Here is a 16,841-nt window from a genome sequence, read left to right on the forward strand (position 1 = left end):
TATTTGAGGCTAAAGGACCCAGATGACACTATAAGCAAATTTATCGCCTTTTGGGACACCTCTATATTCGGATGCACATGTATGATTAAATCCTAAAGGAGAGAGTGAATTTACCCTGCTTTGGTTGGAATGATCTTGGATTGATCCTTTAGGGAGAGAATGTATGAGAGAGGCATATCGGGCCCATACCGCTCTATCCACCTAGCTAAAATGGCCTTGATTTCCTCCGGTTTACCTACCATTGTAACTGCGGATGAGCTTGTACGGCTGAAGATTTCGTTCATCTGAAATTCCTTCTTTCCCTTTAAGTTTGCTATAATACACCGTATGCACAATAGAGAAAAAGGAGACCAGAAACTTTATGGGAGAACAATATTTGCACAGCAAACCCGAGCTTGATGAAGTGACATTGTCTACACAGCCTGTTTTTGATGGGAAGATTATATCTTTACAGGTGGACACAGTGAGACTGCCTGATGGAAATACTGCGACACGTGAAGTCGTGAAGCATCCCGGCGCCGTAGCGGTGCTTGCTTTAAACAACAACAAAATGCTTGTTGTAGAGCAATACCGTCAGCCCATGCAACGCACTGAAGTAGAAATTCCGGCTGGGAAGCTGGATAAAGGTGAAGATCCATTAGTTGCGGCTGGTCGTGAACTTCAAGAAGAGACTGGATTTCACAGTGGTGATCTGAAATTGCTTAAATCCTTCTATACTTCTCCCGGCTTCGCCGATGAGATTATTCATTTGTATGTGACTACTAATGCAAAGTCAGGGGATATGTCCCTGGACGAGGACGAATTTCTAGAAGTTTCGGAACTTACCCTGGAGGAAGCGTATCAATATATGGCTGACGGGCGCATCGCGGACGCGAAGACGATGATGGCAGTGTATGCTTGGCATCTATACACGCTGACAGGCCAATGGAATTAACAACTGAATTGAAGAGTTTCTATTGCGATCTGCATGTTCATATTGGACGAACGTCGGAAGGACAAGCGGTCAAAATCAGCGGCAGCCGCGAGCTTACCTTTGCGGGCATTGCCAAAGAGGCTGCAGAGCGCAAGGGACTAGAAATGATCGGTATTATTGATAGTCATTCACCAGGCGTTCTACGTGATATTCAGCTTTCCTTGGAATCTGGAGAGATGACGTTAGCTGAAGGTGGAGGGATTGCTTACCGAGGGACTACGATCATTCTGGGAACAGAGATTGAAATCCGCGAGCCTGGGCGAAAAGAGTGCCATGTGCTCGCCTACATGCCGGACGTGGAGCGCATGACCGATTTTAGTGCGTGGATGAGCCGCTATATGCGGAATGTGAATCTAAGTTCCCAGCGCCTGTATGCTCCGGCTAGGGAGCTTCAGGATGAGATTTATGGGCGGGGAGGCATTCTTATCCCTGCACATATTTTCACGCCTCACAAGGGCTTGTACGGCTGTGCAGCGGAGCGTATGGCAGACATCTTTGATCTGGATCGCATAGCAGCAGTTGAGCTAGGGCTGAGTGCAGATTCGGAAATGGCGGGTTATCTTTCTGAGCTGGATGACTTCACATTCCTAACGAACTCTGATGCGCATTCACTGGGCAAACTAGGTCGAGAGTATAATGTAATGGCGTTGGCAAGACCTTCTTATGCTGAACTACGACTCGCACTAGAACGTAAGGAAGGGCGGAAGGTAACAGCCAATTTCGGACTTAACCCCCGGCTTGGTAAATACCACCGAACCTACTGCGGAGGTTGTGGCAGTATTATTGACGAAGCTTATGTCACATCGGAACGCTGCCAGTATTGTGGCAGTCTTAAATTGGTGAGAGGTGTATTTGACCGGATCCTAGATATCGCAGACCGCAAGACGCCTCTAGTACCCGCAAACCGTCCACCTTATCACTATCAGGTTCCGCTTGAATTTATACCAGGCCTCGGGAAGGCTAAGATGAACGCGTTACTGCAAGCTTTTGGCACGGAGATGAACATTTTACATGGTTGTGGAGAAGCGGAAATTGCTAGCGTAGTAGGAGTGGATTTGGCGGCTATGATCGTTCGGGCCCGCTCAGGCATATTGGAATTATCAGCAGGCGGTGGGGGAACATACGGTAAAGTCGTACAACCTGGAAAGTAGAGTTATTGTCCTAAGGACAAGTCATATCGCGGGACGTTTTCTCATATGGTGTAACATGTAACCGGAAAGGGGAACGTCTCGATGCGTAATTTAAGGCTGATGATGAAGGAACAGACGCCTCTGTATATTTTTGTCGGCGTATTATTTCTGGTAGGTGTTGTATTTGGAGCTCTTATCGTTAGTGCGCTTACGATGGATCAGCAACAGGAGCTGGGGGATTATCTAGGAAATTTCTTTGTAACGGTTGATCAGCAGGGTCTACCCGCAGCACCTGATTCGTACTGGAGTATAGCGGCCTTAAATCTGAAATGGATTGGGCTGATCTGGATCCTTGGATTATCAGTCATTGGGCTGCCGGGAATCTTGATTCTTGATTTTCTTAAAGGGGTATTGATCGGCTTTACGGTCGGTTGTCTAGTTAGTCAATATTCATGGCATGGAATGCTGTTCGCATTAGTCTCCGTGGCTCCGCACAATCTGGTACTGATTCCTGTGTTGTTAGTAAGTAGTGCAGCGGCGATCGCCTTTTCCTTACAGATGATTCGTAGCCGAGTGCTAGGACAACGTCGGACGCCAGTGACTCGACCTTTTACTATGTACACCATATTGTCACTTGTAATGGCACTGTTGATTCTGGGCATTTCTAGTTTTGAGACCTATGTTACGCCGATCATGATGCGCTGGGTTACGCCTTCACTTGTACAAGCAGTGACTACCTTGGGCTTGCAGTAAAAGCGTTTGACTTCTCAAAGCGACACCCCCTATAATGGAAGAAGTGGTTTGAAGACCGGTGAGGTTATTTTCCAAGGGGGAGGGAGACAATGGAAGCTCGGATAGACAAAATTAAGCAACAGTTACAATCCCAAGGATACAAGCTTACACCCCAACGGGAAGCGACCTTAAGAGTGCTGCTGGAGAATGAAGAAGATCATCTTAGCGCAGAAGATGTTTTTATGCTCGTGAAAGAGAAAGCTCCCGAGATCGGTCTTGCGACTGTATATCGTACCCTGGAACTTCTTAGCGAGCTTCACGTCGTAGAAAAGATTAACTTCGGTGACGGTGTCGCCCGTTATGATCTGCGAACAGATACTGCGAAGCACCATCATCATCATTTGATTTGTGTGCAATGCGGTAGTATGGATGAGATTCGCGAGGATTGGTTAGGTCCGCTAGAAGAGCGACTGGAGAAAGAATTTAATTTCACAGTGCTTGATCATAGACTTGATTTTCATGGGATATGCTATCGGTGTAGCGATAAGAATAATTCAAACGGAAATCCGTCCTAAGTCATCTTATAATGAAATTCACTTCATAAGCTCTCCCCGGTTTTTTACCGGAGAGAGCTTTTTAAATGATTGGTCTATTGGAGGTATACATATCAGTCCGTTTTGATGCATAAGGTGAAGGACGAGCAGATCTTAACTGTATGTTAGAGGGAGGCGTCCTTATGATCGTTTCTGTGCCCAAAACAGTTCGAAAGCTGTATTTTATGATCATGTTTGTGGCTCTAAGCTATTTGCTCTACAGTGCTATGAGCTGGCTTGGTGAATGGATCAGTCCGATAGAGAATTATGGAATTCCTGAAGGCTCCGCTGTTCGGGCTTTTGATCATGCCGATCGTGGTGATGATGGTCTGGATACAAGACAGCGTTTGCGCTTCTATTACTGGTATGGAGAATGAAAGCTTCGCAGGAAGCAGGAACAAGTGAGAAGAATGTCGAAGAAAACAAGGTGGATTCATGCAGCGTATACTAAATGTACACATCTGCAGAACCCTCATGCTGAATGTGCTGCAGGAAGTCACTATGAGTAGCTGCGCCAGGACAGGAGCGTGAAATAATGAAGTCACACTTGCAGCCGTTTTTACATTATTTGTCCGGAGATAAAGGTTTGTCCCCGAATACACTGGAATCTTACGGTAGGGATGTATCGCAGTTTCTGGAGTTCGCTGAAGAGCGGGGGGCTAGTCAGCCTGATGAGATCCGAAGATCGCATGTGATATTATATCTTGGCTCATTACGCGGAGCTGGTCGAGCAACAGCAACGTTGAACAGGAGCGCAGTGTCCCTCCGTGCTTTTTTTCATTATTTGCTGAAGGAACGTTTGATTGAGCAGGATCCAACACTGGACATGGAGACCATGAAGCCTGATAAGAAACCTCCTATGGTGCTTACCATTTCGGAAATAGAGCAGTTATTGGCTGCGCCGGATGTAAGTACGCCACAAGGGATGCGCGATAAGGCTATGCTGGAATTACTCTATGCAACAGGCATTAAGGTCTCTGAATTAATCTCACTTAACGTGGATGATGTGCACACGGATATGAAATTTGCGCGTTGTACAGGAACTTCTGGCAAGGAGCGGGTAGTTCCCATTGGAACCCTTGCAGCTGAGAGTGTAGCGGCTTACACTTCACTTATGCGGGACAAGCTGCTTCGTGATCACCAGGAGGAACCAGCCATGTTCCTGAATAGTCTAGGCGGAAGATTAACCCGACAAGGCTTTTGGAAAATCATAAAAAAATATGCTCGGGAAGCAAACATTGAGCAGGATATTACCCCGCATACACTTAGGCATTCCTTCGCAGCCCATTTACTGGAAGGCGGAGCAGATTTGCGTTCCGTACAACAAATGCTGGGTCATGCCGATATTTCGACGACTCAGATTTATAACGGTATAGCGCGTAAGAATATGAAGGAAGTATATGAGAGCCACCATCCTAGAGCTCGATAATTCTGCTTTAAAGATGCTTTTTGTGAGTAAGATGGTTATGATGGAATCATACTGAAAGGATAGACTGGGGAATGATCCGCAGGTTATCTTTTAGCAGAAACGGATACCTGATAAGCGGTACATTGTATCGCTAACTTCGGAAGCGTATGTCTTCTGGAAGACGGTACAGCCGTTTCTTCTTGTTGGTACGAAAGAATATCTATATTAAAAAAGGAGTGAAGACAACAATGTCCTCATTTAAACGAATTGGTTTTATTGTTCTAGATAGTGTTGGTATCGGTGAAGCGCCAGATGCTGCGAATTTCGGTGATGCTGGGTCGCACACGCTTGGTCATATATTGGATCGTGTTCCTGGTTTGAAGCTTCCTAATCTCCAGAAGCTCGGTTTAGCTAATATTGCTCCGCTGCCACCGCTAGAGCCTGTAGCTTCACCAACAGGGTACTACGGCAAAATGCAGGAAGTATCTGTAGGCAAGGATACGATGACTGGACACTGGGAGCTAATGGGGCTGAAGATTGAGGTTCCTTTCAATACGTATCCTGACGGTTTTCCAGCAGAATTGATTGAGAAGTTCGAAGCGGCAACTGGTCGTAAGGTAATCGGGAATAAACCGGCTTCCGGTACGGAGATTCTTGTTGAATACGGCGAAGAGCAAATGAAAACCGGTGCTTGGATTGTCTATACCTCTGCGGACAGCGTATTCCAGCTTGCTGCACATGAAGATATCATTCCACTCGAAGAGCTGTACAGCGCTTGTAAAATAGCCCGTGAGCTGACGATGGCTCCAGAATTCTCGGTTGGTCGCGTGATTGCTCGTCCATATGTTGGCGAACCAGGGAAATTCGTTCGGACGCCAAACCGGCATGACTATGCTGTGAAGCCGCCAGAACCAACGGTAATGAACGCGCTGACTGATATCGGTAAGGATGTTATCGCGGTTGGTAAGATCAACGATATCTTTACAGGAGAAGGAGTTACGGCTTCTTATCCAACGAAGAGCAATGAACATGGAATCGAAGTTACTATTGAGCAGCTTCGTCAACCGTTTGACGGTTTCCTGTTTACGAATCTGGTGGATTTTGATTCTTTGTATGGACATCGTCGTGACCCAGAAGGATACGGCCGTGCACTGGAAGTGTTCGATCAGGCCCTGCCTGAAATTCTATCTACGCTCGGTGAAGATGATCTATTGATTATTTCTGCAGACCATGGTAACGATCCGATCCATAGTGGAACTGATCATACCCGTGAATATGTACCGCTCTTAATCTATAGCCCGCGGTTTAAACATCCAGAAAGTTTGGGCATTCGTGAAACCTTCTCTGATGTAGCTGCAACCATTGCAGATAACTTTGGTGCGAAGGCGCCGCAGTATGGGACAAGCTTTTTAGCGAAACTGCAATAAAAGGGTTGTGGGTTGCTCCACAACATCAATGAAGGAGGATCATCCATGAGCGCATTAACTCAAAAAGAAATTCAAGAAGCAGCCATTTATATAAAAGACAAATGTCCGGTGGCTCCGGAAATTGGATTGATCCTTGGTTCAGGCCTCGGTGTGCTTGCAGACCTTATTACGGATGGAGTAAGCATTCCATATGATGAGATTCCTCACTTTCCTGTTTCTACTGTAGAAGGACATGAGGGCGAGCTATTAATTGGTATGATCGAAGGCCGCCGAGTCGTGATGATGAAGGGCCGCTTTCATATGTATGAGGGTTATGGACCGGAGGTAACGGCATTCCCTGTACGGGTTATGAAAGAGCTTGGTATAGCCAGTTTACTAGTAACGAATGCAGCTGGTGGAGTGAACACTGACTTCACGCCGGGTGATCTTATGCTTCTTACGGATCATCTTAATATGACTGGACGGAATCCTTTAATAGGACCTAATGATCCTGCACTTGGTGTGCGCTTCCCAGATATGTCGACCGCCTACAGTCGCCGCCTGATCCAGGTAGCGAAGGAAACGGCAGCTCAGCAGAATTTCGAGTTCAAAGAAGGCGTATATGCAGGTCTATTGGGACCTTGCTACGAAACGCCTGCTGAAATCGTAATGCTTCGTACACTAGGTGCCGATGCTGTGGGCATGTCTACTGTATCGGAGACCATTGTTGCTCGTCATGCAGGTATCGAGGTATTGGGCATCTCCTGTATTACTAACATGGCCGCGGGAATCCTGGATCAACCTCTCAATCATGAAGAGGTGATGGAAACTGCAGAACGTGTGCGTGAACGTTTCTTGAAACTGGTCTTAGGCTTTATTCCGAAAATGTAATTTCGGGCACTGCATTTTGAATTACTGGGAGGTCATATTTATGACACAAGTGATTAAATTTAAGCTATTGACGCATGAACAGGTAGTTAATTTAACTAAACCAAAATATATCGGATTTGCTCGCGCAAATGTCCGTGAAATGCAGGTGTAAAATGAGAGCTGTCGACATTATTCAGAAAAAAAGAGACGGTGGAGAGCTGAGCCGTGAGGAAATATCCTTTCTAATTCAAGGCTATAGTAAAGGTGAGGTTCCTGATTATCAACTTTCCGCTTGGGCCATGGCGGTTTATTTTCAAGGCATGAACGCACGGGAGACCGGTGATCTAACGATGGAAATGGCGATGTCCGGTGATCAAGTGGATCTGAGCCCAATCGCAGGCATTAAGGTTGATAAGCACTCCACAGGTGGAGTGGGAGATAAAACCACCGTGGTGCTTGCACCGTTGGTAGCCTCTGCTGGAGTACCGGTAGCGAAGATGTCCGGCCGCGGACTTGGGCATACAGGAGGTACACTTGATAAGCTGGAGTCGATCACTGGCTTTTCTATAGAGATGGATCGCGAGCGTTTCTTTGATCAAGTAGGGGAGATCGGAGCTGCCGTGATCGGCCAGTCGGGCAACATTACACCCGCTGACAAAAAGCTGTATGCCCTTCGGGATGTAACAGCAACTGTTGAATCCATCCCTCTTATTGCAAGCTCAGTGATGAGCAAGAAGATTGCAGCGGGTGCAGACGCCATTGTACTGGATGTCAAAACCGGCAGCGGTGCTTTTATGAAGACGCTTGATGATTCTATTGCGCTTGCCCAGGCTATGGTGGATATCGGCACCCATTTGGGTCGTAATACCGTTGCGATCATCAGTGATATGGATCAGCCACTGGGTTACGGGATCGGAAATGCGCTGGAAATTAAGGAAGGAATCGAGACCTTGAAGGGTCACGGTCCTAAAGATTTGCAGGAAGTCTGCCTTATTCTGGGCAGCCAGATGCTTGTTCTTGGCGGTAAAGCCAAGGATGAAGCGGAGGCTCGTTCGATTCTGATGACACATATTGAAGATGGCACAGCGCTGGAGAAATTCAAACAGATCGTGAGTGCGCAAGGCGGAGATGTTTCGCAAATCGATGATCCGGAGAAACTCCCTGCTGCTAAACGGTTCATTGAAGTGAAAGCGAAGACTAAGGGTTACATTGAGGGCATTCAAGCAGAAGAAATCGGCATTGCTGCTATGCTGCTTGGTGCAGGACGTGAAACCAAGGAATCTGTAATAGATTTGGCTGTAGGTATTCAACTCTCTAAAAAAGTTGGAGATGCTGTAGAGATTGGTGATACACTTGCAGTATTGCATATCAATGATGCCAGTGATAAGAAAGTAGAGGAAGCTGAGGGTAAGGTGTTAGAAGCTTACCGTATTACTTCTGAATCGGTTCCAACATTACCACTGGTATTCGCGCTTGTTACGAAGGATGGAGTAACACGGTACTAGCCAAGGAAATGTAATTATTGTCATGACAAAGACCTGAAATAGACAGTACAATAGCGAGCCTCCCGTATTAGGAGGCTCGCTATTTTGCGTTTTTGATGGAGCAGCTACAAATGCTTATCGATAAGATTGAAAATCTGAGAAGCCCCGCTGCTTGTATTACATAATACGACCACAGTCTCTCCACTAGCCGGATAGATAGCCGATCGGAAGGAAACACCGGGATCGTAGCCCATAATGTGGAATTTGAACACTTTTTCTTCTCGGAGGGTGATCCATACACCATAACCATAATATCCTTCACCATTCACATGTATGTGGGGAGTAAGCAACAATGAAGTGAGTACTGGACTCAAAAGGGTATGGTTCATTAGCCCGTTCCAGAATAACTGCATGTCGGGAGCAGTTACGAAAGCTCCACCGTCAGCGCCTCCTTTTACCGGGATTGAATAGATGTTGCTTCTCCAGCTACCGTTCTCTTCCTCTATGTATCCTAGTGCACAGTTGGCTGGTAAGGCATCTAACGTAAAGTAACCGGATTGCTCCATTCCGCAAGGCTTAAAGATGTGAAGCTCCACATAATCGGAAAAGGACATTCCACTCAATTCCTCCACCAGAAGACCTAGCACGATATATCCGGCATTGTTGTAGTGAAAACGTTCACCAGGGGTCCACATCATGGGGAGGTTTCTAAACATCGGTACAAAGTCTTCCAGTTGCCGTAAAGTGTACATAGGTTGTGTCTTCCACAGTTCTTCGAAGTCATCCATGATTGTTTCATCAAAATAATCTGGAATCCCAGAGCTATGCGTAAGTAACTGATGTATGGTGATTTCAGAACTAAAGAGAGGGAACTCTACCTTCTTCAGATAGTCTGATAATCTGCTTTCGAAAGAAATCAATCCCCTTTCGACCAGTTGACAGACGGCAATTGCTGTAAATATTTTACACCCGGAAGCGATCCCGAACCGAGTATGAATATTGTTTTCGCGCTTATCCGACTTATTGGCATAACCGTGACAGCTGCTGGCGGTTTCTTTATCATATTGTTTTGCTAGTACTACACCTGAGAAATCGTTCTGTTTTGCTTCTGTCTCAATATAAGTTTCAAGTGGGTTCATTCGTATATTCACTCCTCTGTAAGACAGTATAGGTTCTTAGTTAGCATTCGTTGAAAGTCTACGATTTACCTTTAAAAGTCCTAAAATGAGAGCTAAAAAAATGGAAATACTTTAAATTTGAAATATTATTTAATCTCCCCTATAATAAAAATGCTCTGCAACTGCTGCTGGGCTTTTTTTAATTGATGACATCCTTACTTCTTGAGATAAATAATTGTGGTTATTTCCTTAAAAATGGAATAATTTTCACCCTTTCTGACGAAACTGGAATACAGTACCTGTGATATGAAGGTTAACGTTCAGGAGGGGAACCATTGTGAGAAAAATGCGTTTTGCTGTGCTTGTGCTCTGTATCGCTGTATCGGTTCTAGGACCTATGTCAGGCGCTTATGCAGAAGAAAAAACCAAGGACTCTGGCAGTAATGCTGCCGCTGTAGACCTCGCACCGGGAGCACGTTCTGCTATTTTGATGGACGCTGGTACCGGAACTGTTATTTATGAGAAGAACAGCCATGATAAGCTGCCTCCCGCAAGTATTACGAAGATTATGACGATGTTACTAACGGTGGAAGCGCTGGATGAAGGAAGGCTGCAGCTGACTGATAAGGTGCGAACAAGTGAATATGCGGCTTCTATGGGCGGATCGCAGATTTTTCTGGAGCCTGGTGAAGAAATGTCGGTAGACGATATGCTTAAAGGTATCGCTATGGCTTCTGGTAATGATGCTTCTGTGGCGATGGCGGAGAAAATAGCTGGTTCAGAGAGTGCTTTTGTCGATCTGATGAATAAACGTGCAGAGGAACTGGGTCTAAAAGATACCCATTTTGCCAACTGCAACGGTCTTCCAGCCGCCAATCACTATTCCTCAGCTTACGATATTGCGGTCATCAGTCGTGAGCTTTTGAAGCATGATCAAATTATCAAATATACCGGTTCCTATCAGGATTACTTACGTAAGGATTCAACCAAACCGTTCTGGTTGGTGAACACGAACAAGCTAGTGCGTTTCTACACTGGTGCTGATGGTTTGAAGACAGGTTATACTGCTGAAGCAAAATTCTGTCTGTCCGCTACAGCAGCAAGAGATGGCCTACGTGCTGTCGCTGTTGTGCTAGGCGAGCCGAACACAAAGACGCGCAATAGTGAAGTGTCAGGCATGTTCGATTATCTGTTCTCGCAATATAAAGTACACACGATCCACAAAGAAGGGGATGCCATAGGCACCCTAAAGATTGAAAAGGGCGTAAAATCCGAGTTGCCGATAACGGCCAAAGAGACGTACAGTGTTCTTTTGAAAAAAGGTGTGACTCAAGAAGGCATTCGCCACGAACTAGTATTGCCGGAAAGCGTAAAGGCTCCAGTAGCTGAAGGTCAATCTGTGGGCAAGCTAGTGGTCTACCAAGGAACCCAAGTGATTAAGGAATATGAATTAAAAGCAGGGGAAGCTGTGCCGAAAGCAGGCTGGTGGAAGCTCTTTAAGCGCACAACAGGCTCGATGTTCGGCGTAGATTAAAAACAGTTTTTTTGTAGATTACCCCCATGTACTCTGTAGATTCATAGGGGTTTTCTTCTAGTTTTGTCGTGAGGCAGGATTCCTGATTTGCCGCGTAGAAAACCTTGTCCTTGAAGGGAATAGGTACTGTCTTTCAAGGTCAGTTTTCAAAGCAACGAAGAGGAGAGTGGCAAGCATGAATTCTCATGTGGAGATGGAGCATCACAGGGGTGTGTTGATTGTCCGTTTATCAGGGGAGTTGGATCATCACGCAGCCGATTTTGTAAGAATGGATATGGATGAAGCGATTATGCGTGGTCAGGTATCGCATTTGGTTCTTAGTCTTAAGCATCTGCAGTTTATGGACAGTTCAGGCCTAGGCGTGATCCTGGGAAGGTATAAACTGATCCACAGTAAAGGTGGAAAAATGGTTGTGTGTGACGCAACGGCACCTGTGAAGCGGCTGCTGGAAATGTCAGGCCTGTTCAAAATCATGCCCCTATATGACGACGAGAGTACTGCACTCTCGGATTTGGAGGTTGCGTTATGACAAATAGTAAGGCTGGTAACTTCATGAACGTGCAGTTCGCTGCACGCTCGGAGAACGAATCGTTCGCACGTGTAGTCGTAGCGGCGTTCGTTTCCCGGCTTGATCCTACGATGGACGAGCTGAATGATCTGAAGACAGTCGTGTCGGAAGCGGTCACCAACTGTATTATTCATGGGTATGATAGTGATCCGGAAGGTATTGTGACCATTTCGGCATCGCTGGACAACGAAACGGTACATCTAACCATTGAGGATCAAGGACGGGGCATTGAGGATTTGGAGCTGGCGCAACAGCCGCTGTATACCTCTAAGCCAGAGCTGGAGCGGTCGGGCATGGGCTTTACTATTATGGAGAATTTCATGGATGAATTTGAAGTCACTAGTGAACCGGGACACGGTACTTCTATCTCAATGAAGAAAACCATCGTCTCGAAAAAAGCTTTATACAATTAGGGGTTGGAGCCATGGATGCAGAGTCAAAAAAAGCTCCGCCGACCTATTTGGACGATGCGGAGGTCAAACGTCTTATCGCGCTCAGTCAGGCCGGAGATAGTCTTGCCCGCGACACGCTTGTAAGCTGTAATATCCGACTGGTCTGGTCGGTAGTACAGCGGTTTATGAACCGCGGGTATGAGCCTGACGATTTGTTCCAGATCGGTTGCATTGGACTCCTGAAGTCCGTTGATAAATTTGACCTCAGCTATGAGGTCAAGTTCTCCACTTATGCGGTGCCGATGATTATCGGTGAGATTCAGCGTTTCCTTCGTGACGATGGCACCTTGAAGGTCAGTCGTTCCCTTAAGGAAATGGCTAATAAAGTTCGTAAGATGAAGGACGAAATGTCTAAAACGCTTGATCGTCTGCCTACGATTGGTGAAGTTGCGGAAGCGCTAGGGGTTACACCCGAAGAAGTGGTATTCGCTCAAGAAGCCAATAAACCACCGACCTCTATCCATGAGACAGTGTTTGAGAATGATGGAGATCCGATCACGCTGATTGATCAAATCGCTGACGAATCACAGGAGCGTTGGTTCGATAAGCTGGCATTAAATGAAGCTATCGGAGGTCTCAGTGAACGTGAACGTCTGATTGTTTATCTTCGCTACTATCGTGATCAAACGCAGTCGGAGGTCGCCAGTCGTCTAGGGATCTCTCAAGTGCAGGTATCCCGGCTGGAGAAGAAAATATTGCAGAATATCCGTGAGCAGATTGCTCAGTAGGATAAAGTTATTCATGTAATGACGCTTGTGAAATAGCGAATTAGAACAAAAAGCCGCCCCGAAAAGGGGGGGCTTTTTATGTGGAGGTGATCTCAATATGCATTCACTCGGTGACGAGAATGTGATCACATGGTCTATGGATATGGAAGAAAATCTGTTGACGATGTCGAGAATTTTAGAGGAATGGGCTGGTTGTACAAGTAAGACTAAACCGCACAGCCCTAGTTTTTTACGGGAACTTGTGAATGTAGTAGATCGTGATCGATATGATGCCTACATGGAAAGATTAAATGCTGGTCATATCAGTAATCTTGAGTATCGGATGCAATTACCTACTGCAGGACTGAAGTGGGTTCAAAATATCGGCACGCCTATCCTAAATAAGAAGAACAAGGTCTGCCGAATAGATGGAATTATGCTGGACATTACTGAACAAAAAACGGCACAAATTCAATTAGAAAGCACATTTTCTTTGTATCAACAGATGTTCTCTAATCTAGATGTGGCGGTTTGGTCTTACGATTACGTATCTAAGAAAGTGTTATTTATATCGGATGCCATTCTCAATATCACCGGTTATTCCGTTGAGCAGGCGAAAGAGGATGATTTTTGGCTTCGTATTGCTTATAAGGAAGAAAATCCCTTGATTCAAGAGATCATATCATCAGTTGGTCAAGGGATTCCACAACTTAGTGAATATCGAATTATCCACGCAAGTGGTGAGCCTCGATGGTTACAGGTTAGAATCATACCCAGTCTAGATGAATCCCAAGCGGTAGTTCGGCTAGATGGGATCTTGGCAGATATCACTGAAAGAAAGTTAATGAAGGAGGCATTACTCAAAAGTGAACAGCGCTATAAATCCTTATTTGACTATAACTCAGACGTCGTATGCGAGGTGAATCTGCAAGGTAATATTTTGGCAATCAATTCTGCAGCAGAGCAAATTACTGGAGAAGCTTTAAATATGGTCGGAGAGAACTTGTCCATCATGAATCTATTTGGAGTAGAAAATATAACGAGGATGTCGGATTATTTCGGAAGAACAGTACGGGGATCTGCTCAGCATTATGTTGTGGCCTCTTCGCGTAAGGATGGATCAGTGAGCCACTGGACTATGAAAAACATCCCAATTTATGTGAATAGTCGTATTGTGGGTGCTTTTGTTGTCGCTAAAGATATAACATCAACAGTAGAAGTAGAACAAAAGCTGGCACAGCGAGAAGCAGAGTACAGACTAATTATTAATAACATGAAGGATATGATGGGGGTTCTGGATCAGAAAGGAAACTTCATTGTAGCCTCCCCCTCCTGTGAGACCCTAATCGGTATTCCTGTAGGTTTAATCAAGGACACTACCATCTTAGAGTATATCGATCCAGATGAGCAAGAAAGCTTGCGTGAACAAATAACTAATATTTTTCGGACAAAAGCAAGTAAGATGTTTTACAATCGTTTTATTCACACAAAAGGTTATATCTTAAATTTAGAATGTCTTGCTACTCCCGTTCTAGGTGAGGATGGAGAAGTAATGAGTATCGTAATTGTAGCAAGAGACATTACCAAGAGAGTCCAAATGGAACAAGAATTAAGGGAAAGCGAGGAATTCAATCAGCAGCTGATCAAGATGTCGCCTGAAGCGGTCGTTCTGCATAGCGATTATAAGTTTGTTTATGTAAATTTCTCTTGTCTTGGATTATTTGGAGTTAGCGATGAGAGTCAATTGATCGGTAAAAATATTTTCAATTGGGCGCATCCGGAGTATCTGCCGCTGGCGAAAGAACGCATGCGTGAGATCTATAAAGAACCCTATAAGATCTTAGTTCCTATTGAACAAAAGGTCGTACGTTCAGATGGGACGATTATCGATGTAGAGGTAACAGCTAGCTCCATTTTGTACAAAGGAAAAGTCGCATGTATCTCTATATTTAGGGATATTAGTGATCGAAAAAAAGCAGATGAGGATAGACAACATACAGAGCAGATTATTCGAGAGAGTGAGGAACGGTATTTTCACCTGCAAACGAGTCTCGATCAGTTCTCCCAAGATCTTTTTGGTGTGATGAAGATTAGTCATATGGAACAGCGGTTACTTAGAGAAGTCAGAGAAACTCTGCAGATAACAAATATAAAATTTATCGCAGTTGAATCTAACCATGATAAATTATGTGAAATTATCGAGACGGAGCAAGGGTATTCACTCAAGATCGGGGAGTCCCGAGGAAAGAGCTACTTGCTATCGATTAACGAGAAGACGCTTTTACTAGAAATCGGCTCTATTCGAGTGTGGCTGGAGACGATTACCCGTTATGTCAGTGTTCTCTTTGATCACTTTTTGCTTATCGAAGATTTAACGAAGGATCTTGAGCTAGCGGCTTCTAAGCAAGTGGCCCCTACATGGCTTCTTCGCTTTATGTTTAATTTATCCGAGAATGAGCGAAAAAGACTTGCTCAGGACTTACACGACTCAGCGCTTCAAGAACAGATTATCTGGTATCGTAAGCTGGATTTTCTCTTAGGTGAAAGGTCCATTAATGGGGAACTTAGAGAACAACTAGAACAGATCTCAGAAGGTTTACTTGATGTTATTTATCAACTGCGGATTATTTGTAACGAGCTCCGACCTCCTGCATTAATCAATGAAGGTCTTATCTCCTCGCTGGAGACGTTGTTTGAATTTACGCAGCTACGTACCAACTATCAGATTTATTTCGAGTCTGAAGGATTCACGCATAAGTTAGATGATGAAGTGCTTATAGGTCTGTACCGTATTGTGCAAGAGCTTTTAGCTAATGCAGCAAAGCACTCTTTTGCGACAGAAGTCCACATCACCTTAGCTAGTGAAGACAATCATATTCATTTGGATTATAAAGATAACGGAATCGGAATGAATTTATTTGGTGAGGATTCACTTACAAGTATGGGGATTTATGGGATGAAGGAAAGGGTTCGAAGTATGGATGGGTCAATAGTATTCCGATCGCCAGATAAAAAGGGATTAGCGGTCAATATATCTATACCTGCAGATTAATCATGCGGCATAACAATTGGATAGAGGGGTAGTCATAGGCATGATTCAAATATTGTTAGTGGATGATCATCCATCTGTTATGGAAGGGACTAAAATGATATTAGAGCAAGAGGGAGACATGAAGGTTACTCTAGCTAATTCAGCGAATGAAGTGCTTGAAATGGTGAGTAGTCATTCCTTTGACGTAATGTTATTTGATCTTCATATCGCGGATGTGAATGGGATTGATTTGGCGAAGCAAGTATTAACAATGAACGCGGATGCGATTATCTTAATCTACACCGGATATGAATTTACTAACAAATTTAACCTGATGATAGAATCGGGGATCTTTGGGTTTATCTCAAAAACAACCAATAGAGAGCAGTTGATTACAGCGGTACGATGTGCATTAAGAGGGGAAGTCATTCTGCCGCGGACCTTAGTCAAGCAGTTAAGAAAAGTACCGCCTAAAGGATTAGAAATCAATGATGAACAAGCAACCTCCATGATTAGCAAAAGGGAACATGAAATGCTGACGGAAATCGCAAAAGGAAAAAGTAATAAGGAAATAGCGGAGATTGTGCTTATGAGTCAGCGGTCACTAGAATATAGTTTAACGAATTTGTTCCAAAAGCTAAATGTGAAATCTAGAATTGAAGCGGCTATAAAAGCTAAACGGCTCGGAATATTGAAGGAATCAGATTTTACTAATTCATTGTGAAAATACGTAACAACCCTATAGATTGAAATCCCGATCACTAGATAGTGAGGCGGGATTTTTTGTTTTGCGCGTCATTGCGGAGGTACGCAATAATTTTGCGTGATCACGCTA

The 16,841-nt window shown here is 44.7% G+C and carries 17 protein-coding genes; 15 read left to right on the forward strand and 2 right to left on the reverse strand.

Translation table 11 applies throughout. The features are described from left to right. Window positions 1–110: 110 nt before the first annotated feature. A complete protein-coding gene (locus tag MKY52_RS17960) occupies window positions 111–284 on the reverse strand; it encodes a hypothetical protein (RefSeq protein ID WP_179085764.1) in 174 nt (57 codons plus the stop codon). A gap of 77 nt (window positions 285–361) precedes the next feature. On the opposite strand from MKY52_RS17960, the gene MKY52_RS17965 reads away from it, so the two are divergent. From MKY52_RS17965 to MKY52_RS18005, 9 genes are all read left to right on the forward strand, one after another. After that, window positions 362–934, forward strand: coding sequence for an NUDIX hydrolase (locus tag MKY52_RS17965; RefSeq protein WP_341052627.1), 573 nt, complete (start codon window positions 362–364; stop codon window positions 932–934). Beyond that, window positions 925–2,124 (forward strand): endonuclease Q family protein, encoded by a 1,200-nt coding sequence (locus MKY52_RS17970; protein WP_341052629.1) that lies wholly within the window; start codon window positions 925–927, stop codon window positions 2,122–2,124. The genes MKY52_RS17965 and MKY52_RS17970 overlap by 10 nt, the downstream gene beginning before the upstream one ends. Window positions 2,125–2,205: 81 nt before the next feature. Further along, window positions 2,206–2,856 carry a stage II sporulation protein M gene (gene spoIIM / locus MKY52_RS17975; protein WP_076284509.1) on the forward strand — a complete coding sequence of 217 codons (651 nt, stop codon included), beginning with the start codon at window positions 2,206–2,208 and terminating at the stop codon, window positions 2,854–2,856. 89 nt (window positions 2,857–2,945) lie between these two features. Beyond that, complete coding sequence (gene fur, locus MKY52_RS17980) at window positions 2,946–3,410, forward strand: ferric iron uptake transcriptional regulator (protein WP_042129744.1); 465 nt, start codon at window positions 2,946–2,948, stop codon at window positions 3,408–3,410. Between the two features lie 161 nt (window positions 3,411–3,571). Next, window positions 3,572–3,805 carry a DUF4227 family protein gene (locus MKY52_RS17985; RefSeq protein ID WP_188114651.1) on the forward strand — a complete coding sequence of 78 codons (234 nt, stop codon included), beginning with the start codon at window positions 3,572–3,574 and terminating at the stop codon, window positions 3,803–3,805. Window positions 3,806–3,963: 158 nt separating this feature from the next. Further along, window positions 3,964–4,857 carry a site-specific tyrosine recombinase XerD gene (xerD, locus tag MKY52_RS17990; RefSeq protein ID WP_042190365.1) on the forward strand — a complete coding sequence of 298 codons (894 nt, stop codon included), beginning with the start codon at window positions 3,964–3,966 and terminating at the stop codon, window positions 4,855–4,857. A 227-nt stretch (window positions 4,858–5,084) separates the two neighbouring features. Continuing rightward, a complete protein-coding gene (gene deoB / locus MKY52_RS17995; RefSeq protein WP_042190363.1) occupies window positions 5,085–6,263 on the forward strand; it encodes a phosphopentomutase in 1,179 nt (392 codons plus the stop codon). A 45-nt stretch (window positions 6,264–6,308) separates the two neighbouring features. Then, window positions 6,309–7,133: a purine-nucleoside phosphorylase gene (locus MKY52_RS18000; RefSeq protein WP_076284512.1), complete on the forward strand. Its 825-nt coding sequence runs from the start codon at window positions 6,309–6,311 to the stop codon at window positions 7,131–7,133. Between the two features lie 152 nt (window positions 7,134–7,285). Then, window positions 7,286–8,617, forward strand: coding sequence for a pyrimidine-nucleoside phosphorylase (locus tag MKY52_RS18005; RefSeq protein ID WP_341052630.1), 1,332 nt, complete (start codon window positions 7,286–7,288; stop codon window positions 8,615–8,617). 104 nt (window positions 8,618–8,721) lie between these two features. Here the strand turns inward: MKY52_RS18005 and MKY52_RS18010 are convergent, their stop codons facing one another. Further along, a complete protein-coding gene (locus MKY52_RS18010) occupies window positions 8,722–9,735 on the reverse strand; it encodes a serine hydrolase domain-containing protein (protein WP_341052632.1) in 1,014 nt (337 codons plus the stop codon). Window positions 9,736–10,111: 376 nt separating this feature from the next. On the opposite strand from MKY52_RS18010, the gene MKY52_RS18015 reads away from it, so the two are divergent. The 6 genes from MKY52_RS18015 (at window position 10,112) to MKY52_RS18040 (ending at window position 16,730) form a co-directional block, all read left to right on the forward strand. Then, entirely contained in the window at window positions 10,112–11,248 is a 1,137-nt protein-coding gene (locus MKY52_RS18015; protein WP_231573502.1) for a D-alanyl-D-alanine carboxypeptidase family protein, read from the forward strand. A gap of 175 nt (window positions 11,249–11,423) precedes the next feature. Further along, the gene (spoIIAA, locus tag MKY52_RS18020) at window positions 11,424–11,777 is read left to right on the forward strand and encodes an anti-sigma F factor antagonist (RefSeq protein WP_042129729.1); all 354 of its coding nucleotides are present in this window, start codon (window positions 11,424–11,426) and stop codon (window positions 11,775–11,777) included. Continuing rightward, window positions 11,774–12,229 (forward strand): anti-sigma F factor, encoded by a 456-nt coding sequence (spoIIAB, locus tag MKY52_RS18025; RefSeq protein ID WP_042129726.1) that lies wholly within the window; start codon window positions 11,774–11,776, stop codon window positions 12,227–12,229. Before spoIIAA ends, spoIIAB begins: the two co-directional genes overlap by 4 nt. Window positions 12,230–12,240: 11 nt before the next feature. Then, the gene (sigF, locus tag MKY52_RS18030; protein ID WP_042129724.1) at window positions 12,241–12,996 is read left to right on the forward strand and encodes an RNA polymerase sporulation sigma factor SigF; all 756 of its coding nucleotides are present in this window, start codon (window positions 12,241–12,243) and stop codon (window positions 12,994–12,996) included. 97 nt (window positions 12,997–13,093) lie between these two features. Next, window positions 13,094–16,027 carry a sensor histidine kinase gene (locus MKY52_RS18035; protein ID WP_341052633.1) on the forward strand — a complete coding sequence of 978 codons (2,934 nt, stop codon included), beginning with the start codon at window positions 13,094–13,096 and terminating at the stop codon, window positions 16,025–16,027. Between the two features lie 40 nt (window positions 16,028–16,067). Next, entirely contained in the window at window positions 16,068–16,730 is a 663-nt protein-coding gene (locus MKY52_RS18040) for a response regulator transcription factor (protein WP_339242807.1), read from the forward strand. The last annotated feature ends 111 nt before the right edge of the window (window positions 16,731–16,841 follow it).

The organism is Paenibacillus sp. FSL P4-0184 (assembly GCF_038004625.1).
GTDB lineage: Bacteria > Bacillota > Bacilli > Paenibacillales > Paenibacillaceae > Paenibacillus_AQ.

Coding starts and splice junctions, on each gene's coding strand:
- MKY52_RS18040 (WP_339242807.1), top strand. CDS start 16,068: ATGATTCAAATATTGTTAGTGGATGATCATCCATCTGTTATGGAAGGG.
- MKY52_RS18000 (WP_076284512.1), top strand. CDS start 6,309: ATGAGCGCATTAACTCAAAAAGAAATTCAAGAAGCAGCCATTTATATA.
- xerD (WP_042190365.1), top strand. CDS start 3,964: ATGAAGTCACACTTGCAGCCGTTTTTACATTATTTGTCCGGAGATAAA.
- sigF (WP_042129724.1), top strand. CDS start 12,241: ATGGATGCAGAGTCAAAAAAAGCTCCGCCGACCTATTTGGACGATGCG.
- deoB (WP_042190363.1), top strand. CDS start 5,085: ATGTCCTCATTTAAACGAATTGGTTTTATTGTTCTAGATAGTGTTGGT.
- MKY52_RS17985 (WP_188114651.1), top strand. CDS start 3,572: ATGATCGTTTCTGTGCCCAAAACAGTTCGAAAGCTGTATTTTATGATC.
- spoIIAB (WP_042129726.1), top strand. CDS start 11,774: ATGACAAATAGTAAGGCTGGTAACTTCATGAACGTGCAGTTCGCTGCA.
- MKY52_RS17960 (WP_179085764.1), bottom strand. CDS start 284: ATGAACGAAATCTTCAGCCGTACAAGCTCATCCGCAGTTACAATGGTA.
- fur (WP_042129744.1), top strand. CDS start 2,946: ATGGAAGCTCGGATAGACAAAATTAAGCAACAGTTACAATCCCAAGGA.
- spoIIM (WP_076284509.1), top strand. CDS start 2,206: ATGCGTAATTTAAGGCTGATGATGAAGGAACAGACGCCTCTGTATATT.
- spoIIAA (WP_042129729.1), top strand. CDS start 11,424: ATGAATTCTCATGTGGAGATGGAGCATCACAGGGGTGTGTTGATTGTC.
- MKY52_RS17970 (WP_341052629.1), top strand. CDS start 925: ATGGAATTAACAACTGAATTGAAGAGTTTCTATTGCGATCTGCATGTT.
- MKY52_RS18035 (WP_341052633.1), top strand. CDS start 13,094: ATGCATTCACTCGGTGACGAGAATGTGATCACATGGTCTATGGATATG.
- MKY52_RS18015 (WP_231573502.1), top strand. CDS start 10,112: ATGTCAGGCGCTTATGCAGAAGAAAAAACCAAGGACTCTGGCAGTAAT.
- MKY52_RS17965 (WP_341052627.1), top strand. CDS start 362: ATGGGAGAACAATATTTGCACAGCAAACCCGAGCTTGATGAAGTGACA.
- MKY52_RS18005 (WP_341052630.1), top strand. CDS start 7,286: ATGAGAGCTGTCGACATTATTCAGAAAAAAAGAGACGGTGGAGAGCTG.
- MKY52_RS18010 (WP_341052632.1), bottom strand. CDS start 9,735: ATGAACCCACTTGAAACTTATATTGAGACAGAAGCAAAACAGAACGAT.